This is a genomic window from Streptomyces sp. NPDC090077 (assembly GCF_044747545.1).
Classification (GTDB): Bacteria; Actinomycetota; Actinomycetes; order Streptomycetales; family Streptomycetaceae; genus Streptomyces.
Map to the genome: position 1 here is coordinate 195,668 of NZ_JBIVEG010000010.1, position 12,762 is coordinate 208,429.

Annotated in this window: 11 protein-coding genes and 1 tRNA gene; 6 read left to right on the top strand and 6 right to left on the bottom strand. The window is 75.1% G+C overall.

The genetic code is table 11. The features are described from left to right. Positions 1–132: 132 nt before the first annotated feature. From ACIPW5_RS19305 to ACIPW5_RS19320, 4 genes are all read right to left on the bottom strand, one after another. A complete protein-coding gene (locus ACIPW5_RS19305; protein WP_401246100.1) occupies positions 133–1,428 on the bottom strand; it encodes a hypothetical protein in 1,296 nt (431 codons plus the stop codon). Positions 1,429–1,630: 202 nt separating this feature from the next. Continuing rightward, positions 1,631–3,010, bottom strand: a complete 1,380-nt coding sequence (locus ACIPW5_RS19310) for a S8 family peptidase (RefSeq protein WP_401246102.1) — start codon at positions 3,008–3,010, stop codon at positions 1,631–1,633. Positions 3,011–3,103: 93 nt separating this feature from the next. Next, positions 3,104–3,523, bottom strand: a complete 420-nt coding sequence (locus ACIPW5_RS19315; RefSeq protein WP_401246104.1) for a GNAT family N-acetyltransferase — start codon at positions 3,521–3,523, stop codon at positions 3,104–3,106. Positions 3,524–3,665: 142 nt separating this feature from the next. Further along, positions 3,666–4,367, bottom strand: coding sequence for a 4'-phosphopantetheinyl transferase family protein (locus tag ACIPW5_RS19320; protein ID WP_401246106.1), 702 nt, complete (start codon positions 4,365–4,367; stop codon positions 3,666–3,668). An 82-nt stretch (positions 4,368–4,449) separates the two neighbouring features. On the opposite strand from ACIPW5_RS19320, the gene ACIPW5_RS19325 reads away from it, so the two are divergent. Beyond that, entirely contained in the window at positions 4,450–5,226 is a 777-nt protein-coding gene (locus ACIPW5_RS19325; protein ID WP_401246107.1) for an alpha/beta fold hydrolase, read from the top strand. 10 nt (positions 5,227–5,236) lie between these two features. Here ACIPW5_RS19325 and ACIPW5_RS19330 read toward each other — a convergent pair whose 3' ends face one another. After that, a complete protein-coding gene (locus tag ACIPW5_RS19330; protein ID WP_401246109.1) occupies positions 5,237–5,779 on the bottom strand; it encodes a hypothetical protein in 543 nt (180 codons plus the stop codon). A gap of 267 nt (positions 5,780–6,046) precedes the next feature. Here ACIPW5_RS19330 and ACIPW5_RS19335 point away from each other — a divergent pair, with 267 nt between their 5' ends. After that, positions 6,047–6,571 (top strand): phospholipase, encoded by a 525-nt coding sequence (locus ACIPW5_RS19335; protein WP_401246110.1) that lies wholly within the window; start codon positions 6,047–6,049, stop codon positions 6,569–6,571. A 237-nt stretch (positions 6,572–6,808) separates the two neighbouring features. Here ACIPW5_RS19335 and ACIPW5_RS19340 read toward each other — a convergent pair. Continuing rightward, positions 6,809–6,881 (bottom strand) — tRNA-Arg (locus ACIPW5_RS19340). A gap of 323 nt (positions 6,882–7,204) precedes the next feature. Between ACIPW5_RS19340 and ACIPW5_RS19345 the strand changes: the two genes are divergently transcribed. The 4 genes from ACIPW5_RS19345 to ACIPW5_RS19360 all read left to right on the top strand — a co-directional run bounded on the left by ACIPW5_RS19345 (position 7,205) and on the right by ACIPW5_RS19360 (position 12,741). Further along, positions 7,205–8,827 carry a dynamin family protein gene (locus ACIPW5_RS19345; RefSeq protein WP_401246112.1) on the top strand — a complete coding sequence of 541 codons (1,623 nt, stop codon included), beginning with the start codon at positions 7,205–7,207 and terminating at the stop codon, positions 8,825–8,827. 4 nt (positions 8,828–8,831) lie between these two features. Continuing rightward, positions 8,832–10,796 (top strand): GTPase, encoded by a 1,965-nt coding sequence (locus ACIPW5_RS19350; protein WP_401246114.1) that lies wholly within the window; start codon positions 8,832–8,834, stop codon positions 10,794–10,796. A 98-nt stretch (positions 10,797–10,894) separates the two neighbouring features. Continuing rightward, positions 10,895–11,302, top strand: coding sequence for a single-stranded DNA-binding protein (locus ACIPW5_RS19355; protein ID WP_401246116.1), 408 nt, complete (start codon positions 10,895–10,897; stop codon positions 11,300–11,302). A 257-nt stretch (positions 11,303–11,559) separates the two neighbouring features. After that, entirely contained in the window at positions 11,560–12,741 is a 1,182-nt protein-coding gene (locus tag ACIPW5_RS19360) for a TQXA domain-containing protein (RefSeq protein WP_401246118.1), read from the top strand. Positions 12,742–12,762 lie beyond the last annotated feature (21 nt).

Here is a 12,762-nt window from a genome sequence, read left to right on the forward strand (position 1 = left end):
GGGGGGGGGCGGGGGGGGGGGGGGGGCGCGGCCGGGGGGGGGGGGGGGGGGGGGGGGGGGGGGGGGGGGGGGGGGGGGGGGGGGGGGGGGGCCCCCCCCCCCCCCCCCCCACCACCCGGGGACGGGGGTCCGTCAGGCGATGGAGAAGGTCACGACCGACCGGTAGGTGTCGGCGAACATGAACGGCGGCAGCTGGATCATCGCCGCGCCGCCCACGGCGAACTCGCCGCCGGTCAGCTCCTCACCGCCGGCCGCCTGGGAGGCGACCTTCATCGGCGTGCCCGAGATCGCGCCCGGGGCACCGGCCGTGCAGGTGCTCGGGCTGTCCGGGTTGGTCACGGTGCAGGACGGCTGGATGCCGAGCTGCGCCTTGGCCATCGAGTGGCCCGTGGCCTGGTTCAGGAACGGCGTACGGGTCGCCGTCACGTCCCAGCCGAGGCTGCCGCCGCGGAAGTCCTGGACGGTGGCGGCGTTGAACGCGCCGAACACCGACTGGGCCTTGCCGTTGATGGTCACCGCCCCGAAGCTGACGGCCGGCTGGCCGTCCTTCGGGCCGAGGGCCAGCGGTCCGGGCAGCACCTCGATGTCCACCGGGTTCTGCACGCCGACCTGCTCCTCGATGAACACGAAGGGCTTGGCGGCGCCGGCCGACCCGTCGATCTTGATCGTGTCGGCCTTCTTGGTGATCGTGATGTTGCAGGTGGCGGCGCCGGACGCGTCCGCCGTGCCGGTACCGGTGTCACCGGTCGCCGCGCCCGCGAGCTGCGCGGAACAGGTGACCGGGCCGGCCGGGAAGTTGGCACCGGTGACGGCGACGGGCGTGCCCGCCTTGCCGCTGTTCGGCGTCAGCTTGGTGGTGACCGGGTCCTTCGGCAGGGCCTCGACGGCGATCGAGGCGACCGGGGCGCTCGGGCGCGGGTCCGGCGTACAGGTCGTCGTGTAGACCGTGCCGCCGAGGTCGGCGTCCGTGACCACCTGGTCGATCGTGATCTGGACCGTGGTGCCCTCGGTGCCGTCCGGGATCTTGACCGTGCCGTTGAAGGCGGGCGGATCCGCCTTCTTGCCGGCTTCCTGGTGGCTGTTCACGGGCGGGCTGGTGACGGTCTGCGCGACCCCGCCGACGAGCAGCTTCGCCTTGATGGTGTTGACCGTGTCGATGGTGAACATCGGGACGACCGGCGTCTCGCCGGGGTCGATGGTGATCGGCACGGTCTCGCCCGCCTTGGCGGTGTCCGGCACCGTGACCGTGTAGTCCTGGTTGCCGTTGGCGCCCGGCTGCGGCGCGGGGGCGACGCACTTCACCGGCACGGGCGTGGTCTTGGTCGCGGCCTGCGCCGGTCCGGTCAGGGCCACGACGCCGCCCGTCAGGGCCAGGGACAGGGCGCCCGCCCCGGCCAGCACTCTTCGTCTGAGCGTTCTCGTACTCACAGGGTCGCGACTCCTTCGTCATGACGAACCCCTCCCCCCACCCGCTGTGTGGGGAAGGCCGAGCCGGTGCGGATGGCCGTCATTGACGCGTCGCCGTGTTGAGAAGTCAATGGATTGTTTTCGCCCGAAGCGCACACACATTGATGTCCCATCAGACTCGGTCTGATGGGACATCGGATACCGACTGGTCGGTGCCGCCGGGCTACGGGGCCGCGGGGAGGTGCAGGAGCAGGTTCGGGGTCCCGGCGGGCAGGTTCGTGATCCGGTCCGGGACGGCGTCGCGGACGAGCCGCCGGCCCACCTCCTCGGGGGTCCCGGCCACGCCGTCCGCCAGGAGCAGCGCGGCGGCGCCCGCGACGTGCGGGGCGGCCATCGAGGTCCCCGAGGCCCGTGCGAGGGCGGTCGGGGAGCCCTTCCAGGCCGAGGTGACGCCCTGTCCCGGCGCCGAGATGTCCACGCAGCGGCCGTGGTTGGAGAAGGCCGGACGCCGGTCCGCGTCGTCGGTCGCGCCGACCGTCAGGGCCTGCGGGACGGCGGCCGGGGAGCCGGCGCAGGCGTCCCCGGCCTCGTTGCCGGCGGCGACGGTGAAGGTGATCCCGTAGGCGACCGCGCGGATCACCGCCGCCTCCATGGAGTGGCTGCGGGTGCCGCCCATGCTCATGTTGGCGACGGCCGGACCCCGCGACGGGTTCCTGAGGTGGTCCTTCACCATCCAGTCGAGGCCGCGCAGGATGACCGACAGGCTCCCGTCGCCCCGGCAGTCGGCCACCTTCACGCCGACCAGCGAGACCTCCTTCGCGACCCCGTACGTCGCCCCGCCGACGGTGGCGGCGACGTGCGTCCCGTGGCCGTTGCAGTCCTGGGCACCGCCCTGGAACAAGCCGGTGTAGCCGTTGTAGCCGGTGCGGGCGCGGCCGCCGAACTCCTGGTGGAGGGTGTTGATCCCGGTGTCGACCACGTAGACGGTGACGCCCCGGCCCTTCTTCCCGGAGTACGTGTACGCGCCGTCGAGCGGCAGCTCGCGCTGGTCGATCCGGTCGAGGGCCCAGGGGGCCGGCCGCTGGGTCACGGCGGCGACGGGGGCGGGGGCGGGGGCGGGCACCGGGACGGGAACGGTGACGGCCGGCGGGGGAACGGCCGGCGAGGTCACGGCGGGCGAGGGGACGGCGGGCGCCGGAACGGCTGGTGCGGGGGCGGCCGGTGGGGGGTCCGCGGGCGGGGGCTGCGGGACGCCGACCGGGGGCTCGGGCGCGAGCGGCGCCCCGCTGCCGGAGATCCGGAACGGCGCGTCCGGCTCCACGGAGGCGACCCGGGGATCCGAGGCGAGGGCGGCTGCGCGGGCCGCCGTGGTGCGCACCGCGAACCCGTTGAGGACGGTGTCGTAGACCGCTCCGACCTCGTCCCCCGACCGGGCGGCCTCGGCGGCCAGGGCCCGGGTCGGGGCGCGCGAGGTGGTGTCCTTCAGCATGACGACGTACGCGGCGGGGGCGTCGCCGCCGGCGGCGGAGGCGGGGTGCGGCGGCAGGGCGGCGGCCGCCGCGAGGAGGGCGGCGGCCGGCAGCAGGGAGGTCAAGGCGGTCATGCGGCCGATGCTCGGCCAGCGCGCGCGGCCCCGCGCGGAGGGTGCGCCGAGTGGCCCCACGACACGCCGCCGGAAGGGTCGGCCCGGCCCCTCCTACGCCGCCTCGCCCAGCGGCCAGCCGCGCATGGCGAACAGGCCCTCGTCCTCGGCGCCCGCCGACGCGTACGTGGCCAGCGCCTCCGCGTTGTCCGTGTCGACGCCCACCCACATGCCGTAGCAGCCGCGGGCCTCGGCCTCGTCGGCGAGGGCCAGGGTCAGGGCCCGGCCGATGCCGCGCCGGCGGTACCCCTCGTCCACGGACAGCTCGTACAGGCACATCTCGGTGCCCTTGTCGGGGTGGGTCATCTCGACGCCGGAGACCATGCCGGCGGGCACGCCGTCGACGTAGGCGATGAGCATCAGGTGGCCGCTCCCGGCGAGGAAGCGCTCGGACCACTCGGGGCGGACGGGCCCGTCGAAGAGGCCCTCGGCGGCGGAGAGTTCGGCGGTACTGCGGGCGCGGCGGATGTCCATGGCGGCCAGGGTAGGGCCGGGGCGGTGCACGGGCACGCGGATACGGCGGTGCACGGGAGCGGCCGGCCCGAACCGGCCCGGCCGACGGGACCGGCGCCGCAGCCGGGCCGGTGCTGCCGGGCCGCCGCTGCCGGGGGTCCGGTCAGGCGGCGCGGACCGCGACCGCGGCGGCGTAGGAGTCCGGGGCGGGGAGGTCGCGCAGGGTCCAGCCGGGGACCGGGGCGGGGGCGGGTGCCGAGCCCACGTACGGCTCGGCGAGGCCGAAGGCGACCCCCATGCCGGTGCCCTTCAGACAGGCCTCCTTGCGGGCCCACACGCGGGCCAGCGCCGCCCGCCGGTCCGCCTCCGGGAGCGCGGTGATCTCGCCAGCCTCCGCCGGATGCAGGCTGCTCAGGACGTCGGCCACCGCGCTCGCCCTCGGCACCGCCTCCACGTCGACGCCCACCGGCACCCCCGAGAAGGCGAAGTACGCCACGTCGTCGCTGTGGGAGAGCGAGAAGTGCACCCCACCCCCGGCCACTGCGGGACGGCCGTGCGGCTCCCCGCACCCCGGGCAGTCCTCGCGGACCAGCACGACCTCCTGCGGCCGCATTCCCAGGTACCCGCCGAGCAGCACGCGCAGCCCCAGGTGCGAGGCGAGATAGCTGCGCTGGTCGGCCGGGCGCAGTAGCCGGGAGGCCCGCTCCCGTTCGGCCGCGTCCAGCAGCGCCCGCGCCCCGCCGGCCTCGTGGCCGCCGATCGCCCCGCGCGTGGTGTCCAGCGACCACACCGCCACTCCGGTCCCGGCCGGGGGCGGTCCGGTCAGGGGCGCGGTGCCGTCGAGCTGGTTCACGTACAAGGTCATCCGACGAGGGTAGACGAGCCGGTCGGAGCCCCGGCTACCCTCGTCCCGGACTTGTTGATCATCACTCGAGGGGGAGTACACCGTGCACAGTGCCGTCGTGACGCCCGAAGGCGACCGGATCCGCTGGGTCGAACTCCCGGGAGGCGGAGCGCCCCGCGTCTACCTGCACGGGCTCGGTTCGACCTCCCCCGCCTACTTCGCCGCGAGCGCCGTGCACCCGCTGCTGGCCGGGCGGCGCTCGCTGCTGCTCGACATGCTGGGACACGGCCACAGCGACCGTCCCGAGGCCTTCTCATACACCCTGGAGGCGCACGCCGACGCCGTGGCGGAGGCCATGGACGCGGCCGGTGCCGAAGGCGCCGAGGTGATCGCCCACAGCATGGGCGGAGCGGTGGCCATCGTGCTGGCGTCCCGGCACCCCCGGCTGGTCTCCCGCCTCGTCCTGGTGGACGCCAACCTGGACCCGCAGCCGCCCGCCCCGGGTGCGGCCGGCAGCAGCGGCCTCGCCTCCTACACGGAAGAGGAGTTCCTGGCCGGAGGCTGGGCTGAGGTCCGCGACCGGGTCGGCGCGCACTGGTGGTCGACCATGCGGCTGGCCGGCCGCACCGCCCTGTACCGCAGTGCCGTGAACCTCGCCGCGGGCACCACGCCCACCATGCGGGAGCTGCTGCTGGAGCTGGAGGTCCCGCGCGGTTTCCTCTTCCCGGAGCCGGATGGACCGCCCGCCGGCGCCGAAGCCCTGGAGGCCGCCGGAGTCGCCGTGGTGGCGGTACCGGACTGCGGGCACAACATCATGCTCGACAACCCGGAGGGCTTCGCCCGGGCCGCGGCGGCGCTCCTCGCCCGCGACACCGCCTGAGGGGCTCCCGCTACCTGCCGGAGTTCCCGCCGGATGCCGCGGCGGGCGCGACGGCCGGGGCGCCGCCGTCCGGTACTCGGGATCCGGGGGAGGGCGTTCCGTCGGTCCAGGCGTAGACCTGCCGGCCGCGCACGGAGACCTGGTACTGGTAGCGGTCCCGGCACTCGGGGCGCTCCTCGCGCCGGGTGTCGCCGGGCCACCAGCGGGCGCCCATGTGGGGACCGCCCGCCTTCTTCGGCGTCCCGGCGGCGCACTGCGGGCCGTCGAGCGGGGTCTTGCCCAGGGTGAACCGGATGAGCCGGGCCCCGCCTTCGCCGCGCGCGCGGATCCGTATGTCGGTGGCGTCCCCCGGTATCCAGCTGGGCAGGACGAACGCCCGGTCGCCCTTCTTCGGGGCGTCGGCGGCACTGGCGTACCGCTTGCCCTTCTCCCGCAGGACCTGCTTCTCCAGGGCGTCCGTGACCGGGTTGGGCGGCAGGTTGGGCAGCGCGAAGGCGGCCAGGGCGAGGACTCCCGCGACGGCGGCGGCGATGACGAGCGGACGGCGGTTCATACCCACAAGTGTTCGTGGCGGGCGTCACGCGCGCGTCCCTCCCTGGTATCAACCTCGAATCTGCCGGAAGGCGGACAGGGAGTCATACCTGAGAGGGGTGCGGTCGAGTGCGCACCGGGTCGGCACCTGCGGGTCCGGGCCGCGTTATAGGGGCGGTAGGGGTCGGGGATATGGCGTGCTCCGAGGGTGAATCCCGACGCCGCACCGGGAGTTGACCGGTCGGCCCCGTCGCCCGCCCGCCCCGCCGCCCCCACTCGGAGGAATGCCATGCGTCGCCGCCTCGTCCCCCTGCTCGCGTCCGTCTCCGCCGGCCTGCTGGCCCTCGCCACCCCGGCCTCGGCGGTCCCGGCGGACAAGCCGCAGGTGCTGAGCGGCTGGACGCAGACCAGCGCCTCCAGCTACAACGCCTGGGTCGCGGCCCGCGGCAGCCAGGGCAACTGGGCTTCGTACGCCTTCGACTGGTCGACGGACTACTGCTCCTCGTCCCCCGACAACCCCTTCGGCTTCCCCTTCCAGACGGCCTGTGCCCGCCACGACTTCGGCTACCGGAACTACAAGGCGGCCGGCGCGTTCCCCGCCAGCAAGTCCCGGCTGGACGACGCCTTCTACGCCGACCTGAAGCGGGTCTGCTCGCAGTACTCGGGCGTCAAGAAGGGCTCCTGCGACAGCACGGCCTGGACGTACTACCAGGCGGTCAAGGCCTTCGGCGTCTCCCCGCAGGACGCGCCGGCCGGCTCGGCCCCCGCCGAGTCCACCCCCGCCGAGTCCACTCCGGCCGTCCCGGCCTCCTGATCCGGGGCCGGCCCCGCCCGCGCCCGCGCCCGGGGCGGTCCCGCACGCTCCGTCCCGCCCGAACGACCCCCGTCGGGCGGGACGGTGCTCTTCCGGTTTTCGGCTTTCCGGTTTTGCGGGTGCAAGGATCCCGCGAGCGTCCCGTCGAGTGAATTTCCGCCAATCGCGGATGCCGCGCCGCCCCCGGTCCGGGCAGCCCCGAGGGCCCCGGTTACCCCTCGGGAGGGTGGAAGGAAGTGCCCCCGGCAGGACTCGAACCTGCGGCCAAGCGCTTAGAAGGCGCCTGCTCTATCCACTGAGCTACGGGGGCCGGAAGGTGACCGTGGTGGCCTGGAGCCCCTTGGTGGGGGTGGGACTGCGGTCCGTGCCGGGTCAAGGATAGGGCTCCGGTTGCCTTGTCCCGGTTGCTTCACTCGCGTGCCACGTTGTGGAGGTTCGGTGAAGCGGTCCCGATAATCGCAGGCAGGTGCGATTCTCGCACCGCTTTTGCGCCGCGTCGGCCTGGGTGTTGTGCACTCGTTATGCCTGCGTCCCACTCGTCCGCCGTGTCCATGATGTCCCTCCGGAGTCGCGGTCGGCGCGCAGAGGGCGTATAAGCTTCAAAAATGGTCCCAAATTGGGCATTCTTCGCATGTGGTGACCTTGGATGTTCGGCCTCAGCTGCTCGATGCCCTGTCCGCCCTGCGCGACCGGGTCGCGTCCGTGCGTCTGCCGCTGCCCCTGGCGGGCGCCCCACGCGCCCGCCAGACGAGAGCCGAGCTGCTCGCGCAGCTCGACGACTACCTCGTCCCCCGGCTGAAGTCGCCCGAGGCGCCGCTCCTCGCCGTCGTCGGCGGGTCCACGGGGGCCGGCAAGTCCACCCTCGTCAACTCCCTCGTCGGCCGCCAGGTCAGCGAAGCCGGAGTGCTGCGCCCCACGACCCGCACCCCGGTGCTCGTCTGCCACCCGGACGACCACCACTGGTTCGCCGGGATGCGGATCCTCCCCGACCTCATGCGCGTCTGGGCACCCCAGCAGGACGAGGAGCTGGTGCCCTCCTCCCGGAAGAACCCCGTACGCGCCCCCGGCGGCCCCGCCACGACCGGTGAGCTGCGGATCGAGACCGTCGCCACCCTCCCGCGCGGCCTCGCCGTCCTCGACGCCCCCGACATCGACTCCCTCGTCGTCGAGAACCGCACCCTCGCCGCCGAGCTGATCTGCGCCGCCGACGTCTGGGTCATGGTCACCACCGCCTCGCGGTACGCCGACGCCATCCCCTGGCACCTGCTGCGCACTGCCAAGCAGTACAACGCCACCCTGATCACCGTCCTGGACCGGGTCCCGCACCAGGTGCTCGTCGAGGTCTCGCGCCAGTACGGGGCGCTGCTCACCCGCGCCGGGCTGGGCGACGTACCGCGGTTCACGGTGCCCGAGCTGCCCGAGTCGGCCGGCGGCGGCGGACTGCTGCCGGCCAGCGCCGTCGCGCCGCTGCTCGCCTGGCTCACCCACCACGTCCACGACCCGGCCGCCCGGCAGTACGCGGTCGGCCGGACCGCCCTCGGCGCCCTCGACTCCCTCAAGCGCCGGATGCCGGAACTGGCCTCCGCCGTCGCCGCCCAGCACGCCGCCGCCGTCCGGCTGACCTCCGCCGTCGAGGACGCGTACCGCCAGGAGGGCAAGAGGGTCCGCAACCGCCTCGACAAGGGCGCCGTGCTCGCCGGCGACGCCCTCACCCGGTGGCGCGGCTACCCCCTCGACACCAGCGCCGACGAACTCCTCGACTCCCTCGCGGAATCCCTCGCCGCGCTCCTCCAGTGCGCCGTCGCCGCGGCGGACGAGCGGATCGCCGAGGTCTGGCGGCGCGAGCCCGCCTCCGGGGCGGTGCCGCTTCCCGCGCCCGACCGGGAGGCGGCGGAACGTATCGGCATGGCCGTACGCCGCTGGCGGCGCGTGCTGGAGGAGCTCGCCGAGGAGGAGGTCGCCAAGCTCGACAAGCAGCCCGCGCCCGACCCCGACGGCGTCGCCGCCCTCCTCGTCGCCGCCCTCCTCGGCGGCAAGCGGGCCCGTCCGGCGGGGGAGAAGCTCGCCGAGCGGATCGGCGTACAGGCCGCCGTGCGGCTGCGCGACCGGGGCGGCGAACTCGTCGGGGACCATCTCGACCAGGTCCTGCGCGCCGAACGGGACCGCAGGCTCGCCCCCCTCCAGGCGCTCGAAGTCACCCCCGAACCACAGGCCGAGCTGATCGCCGCGCTGTCCGTACTGCAGAAGGAGAGGTGACGCGGTGACCGCCGTGACCGACCGCGACCACACCGGCGACCGGTGGGACGACGGGTTCATCGCACGCTCGCGCCACCGGAGCACCCGCAAGGGCGGCCCCCGCGGCACCGGCACGCGCGCGGGCGACGCCCTCATCGACGACGCCCTGCTCGACGCGGCCCTCCTCGCCAACGACCTCGACGAGGAGGCGGAGGGCGGACGGGACGGCGACGTCAGCGAGGACGCCGACGGCGACGAGGCCGTCGTACGGGCCGTCTCCGGCGCCGGGAGCGACGGCGGCAAGGCCCCCGCACCCCCGCTCAGCCCCGAGGCCCAGGCCCTGCGGACCCGCCTCGACGCCCTGCGCCAGCTGGTCGGACTCTCCCGTACCCGCCTCGACGGCAAGACCCTCGCCGAAGCCGGCCGGGTCCTGGACGAGGCCGCCGCACGCCGCGGCCTGTCCCCCCAGCACACCGTCGTCGCCATCGCCGGAGCCACCGGAAGCGGCAAGTCCACCCTCTTCAATTCACTCGCCGGAGTGCAGATCTCCGAAACCGGACTGCGCCGCCCGACGACCGCCGCCCCCATCGCCTGCAGCTGGTCCGACGGTGCCGCGGGCCTGCTCGACCGGCTGGAGATCCCCGGACGGCTGCGCCGCCGGCCCCGCGAGACCTCCGAGGCCGAGGTGCTGCGCGGCATGGTCCTCGTCGACCTGCCCGACCTGGACTCGGCGGTCGGCGCGCACCGGGACCACGTCGACCGGGTGCTCGCGCTGGTCGACGCCGTGGTGTGGGTGGTGGACCCCGAGAAGTACGCGGACGCCGTCCTCCACGAGCGGTACCTGCGGCCGCTGGCCGGACACGCCGAGGTCACCTTCGTCGTGCTGAACCAGGTCGACCGGCTCCCCGGCGACGCCGCCGACCTCGTGCTCGACGACCTGCGGCGGCTGCTGGACGACGACGGGATCGCCCTCGGCGAGCACGGCGACCCCGGCGCCACCGTCCTCGGACTGTCCGCCCTGACGGGTGAAGGCGTCGGGGAACTCCGCGAGCTCCTCGGACAGTTCACCCAGGAGAAGGGCGCCGCGACCCGGCGGATCTCCGCCGACGTCGACCGGGCCGCCGGGCGCCTGCGCCCGCTCTACGTCGCCGACGGGCACTCCGGACCCTCCGGACCCGAGATCGGCGAGGCGGCGCGCGCCGAGTTCGAGGACCGGCTCGCCGAAGCGGTCGGGGCGTACGCGGCGGGCCTCGCCGCCGAGCGGGCCTGGCGGCGCAACGCCGGCAAGGCCTGCGGCACGCCCTGGCTCCGGCTGTGGCGCTGGTACGAGAGCCGGCGCGCCCCGCGTTCGCTCGCCTCCCTGGCCCTCATGTCGGCCAAGGGCCGCGGCTCGGGCACCTCCGCCGCGGCTCCTCCCGAGGAGGAGGTGACCGCCCGCCAGCGCGTGGAGCAGGCCGTGCGGACCGTCGCGGACGAGGCCGTCGCGGGCCTGCCCGACCCCTGGGCACAGGCCGTGCGGGAGACCGCGGTGCGCGGCGCCGAGCGGCTACCGGAGGCGCTGGACGAGCTGGCGGTGACCCTGGGCGCGGCCGTCGCCGTGCCCGGCGCGAAGCCGCCGAGGCCCGCCTGGTGGCCGGTCGCGGTGCTGGCGCAGGCGGCCATGACGCTGGTTCAGATCTTCGGCGGGCTGTGGCTGGTCGGGCAGATCGTCGGGGTGCTCGAACCGAAGCTGCTGCCGCCCGTGCTGTTCATGGCGGCCGGCATCGTCGGCGGGCCACTGGTGGAGTGGGCCTGCTCGATCGCCGCCCGGGGGCCGGCCCGCAGGTACGGCCAGGACGCCGAACGGCGGCTGAGGCAGGCCGCGGCCGGCTGCGGCCGGGCCCGGGTGCTGGAACCGGTGGCGGCCGAACTGCTGCGCTACCGCGAGGTGCGCGAACAGTACGCGGCGGTCGCCGCAGGGGGGACGAAGTTGTCCACAACCCGCCAGTAATCCACAGGCCGGAGCGGGGAGCGGGGCCCGGGGCCAGCATGGTCGTACCTCGTGCGGATGGTCCGCACGGGTACGGAGTTCGGGGGAGGGCGACCGGGATGAACGACACCCTGGTGACGCTGGTGGGACACGTGGCGACGCAGATCGACTTCAAGGAGACGGTGACCGGACCGTCGGCGAGATTCCGCTTCGCCGTGACCCCCCGGTACTTCGACCGGCGCACGGAGACCTGGACGGACGCCGCCACCAGCTTCTACACCGTGTGGGCGCGCCGGGTGCTGGCACTCAACCTGGCCAGTTCCGTCTCGGTCGGGGAACCGTTGGTGGTGCACGGACGTCTGCGGGTGCGGGAGGACCCGCCCGACGGCGAGGGAGTCCGCTGGTTTTCGGCGGACATCGACGCGATCGCCGTCGGACACGACCTCAACCGTGGAACGGCGGCCTTCCGCCGGGTCGTCAAGACGGACACCCCACTGATGGGCCCTCAGAAGGCGGCGGTGGTCTGAGTGTTCGAGGCGGCTAGGATTCCCCGGTACTCACGGGCACCTTGGTCTCCGGCCCGAAGGGGAGAACTGTGTCGATTGCTGTTCCCGCATCCTCCGCATCCTCCGAGCCCCGCGCGGCGTCCACCGCGTCCGCGGGCGGGCCGGCCTCCGCGTCCACCGTCCCACCCGAGGCCGGACCGGTCCGGCCCGAGGTTCCGCTTCCAGTCGGTGGCGATACCGGCGCGGCCGCCGGCGCCGCAGGGTCCGTACGCGGCTCCGTGCGCCGCCCGCTGGCGGCCGCCCTGCTGGCGGCGGCCCTCACCGCCGCGCCCGGAGCCCGCGCCGCGGCGGACTCCGGCCCGGCCGCCGCCGGCCGGCCGGGCGGCGGCGCGAGCGCCGTGCTCGACGGCCTCAAGACGTACGGGCAGGCGGTCCTGCGCGGCGGGGACGGCTCGGTCCGCCAGATCCCCGCCGGGCTGTACGAGATGCGGGTCGACGGCGGCGGCATGCTCCAGACGTACGGAGTCGGGGTCGCGGGCTACGCGCAGCCCCAGGCCCGGTACACGGAGAGCGGCTGGGGCGGCAGCCCGCTCGCGGGCAACACCGAGGCGGGCGGCCGGATCCGCTGGGTCCTGGAGCACTCCTACCCCCAGCACAACGACCTGGCCGGGCTGGCCAAGGCTGCCGGGGCAGGGGCGCTGACCGCGGAGAGCGCGGCCGCCGGGACCCAGGTGGCGATCTGGCGCCTGGCCGACGGTGCGCAGGTGGAGGCGGCCGACCCGGCGGCGGAAAGGCTCGCCGACTACCTCCAGCGGGAGGCCGGGCGGCTGCCGGAGCCGCCGGCCTCGCTGGGGCTGGACCCCGGCCGGGTGTCCGGGCCGCTGACGGGCGCCACCGGGACCCGGCTGGGCCCGGTCACCGTCCGGACGGGGGCGCAGAGCGTGACCGTCACCCCGGACGCGGCCGCCACCGCCATGGGGGTGCGGGTCGTCGATTCCGAGGGGCAGCCGGTGACCTCCGCGGCCAACGGCAGCCGGCTGTACTTCGAGGTGCCCGCCGGCACCCCGGACGGGACGGCCTCGGTGACCGTGCACGGCTCCACGAAGGTGCCCGTCGGACGGGTCTTCACCAGCGGCATCCCGGCGGAGGCGCAGATCGTGGCCGGCTCCAGCGAGTCCGCGGCGGCCGCCACCGCCACCGCGGTCTGGCCGCAGCCGCCGGCCGGGGCGGACACGGCGGGCACCGTCGGCCAGCTGGCCGGGGCGTCCGAGGTGGCCGTCGCCGCCGAGTCCGCCACGGCCGGGTCGGACTCCCCGGACGAGGAGCGGCTGGCGACCAGCGGCAGCTCCGCGGCCACCCCGGTCATCGCCTCCCTGGCGGTCGGGCTCGTGGTGCTGGGCGGCATGGTCGTCCTGCTGCTGCGCAAGCGGCCACTGGAGGGAGAGGAGGGCGAGGGGTGATTCCGGGCGGCGGACCGGGGT

Bases quoted from the DNA above. Each gene is read 5' to 3' on its own strand.
- ACIPW5_RS19355 (WP_401246116.1), top strand. From the start codon at position 10,895: ATGAACGACACCCTGGTGACGCTGGTGGGACACGTGGCGACGCAGATC.
- ACIPW5_RS19315 (WP_401246104.1), bottom strand. From the start codon at position 3,523: ATGGACATCCGCCGCGCCCGCAGTACCGCCGAACTCTCCGCCGCCGAG.
- ACIPW5_RS19320 (WP_401246106.1), bottom strand. From the start codon at position 4,367: ATGACCTTGTACGTGAACCAGCTCGACGGCACCGCGCCCCTGACCGGA.
- ACIPW5_RS19330 (WP_401246109.1), bottom strand. From the start codon at position 5,779: ATGAACCGCCGTCCGCTCGTCATCGCCGCCGCCGTCGCGGGAGTCCTC.
- ACIPW5_RS19310 (WP_401246102.1), bottom strand. From the start codon at position 3,010: ATGACCGCCTTGACCTCCCTGCTGCCGGCCGCCGCCCTCCTCGCGGCG.
- ACIPW5_RS19335 (WP_401246110.1), top strand. From the start codon at position 6,047: ATGCGTCGCCGCCTCGTCCCCCTGCTCGCGTCCGTCTCCGCCGGCCTG.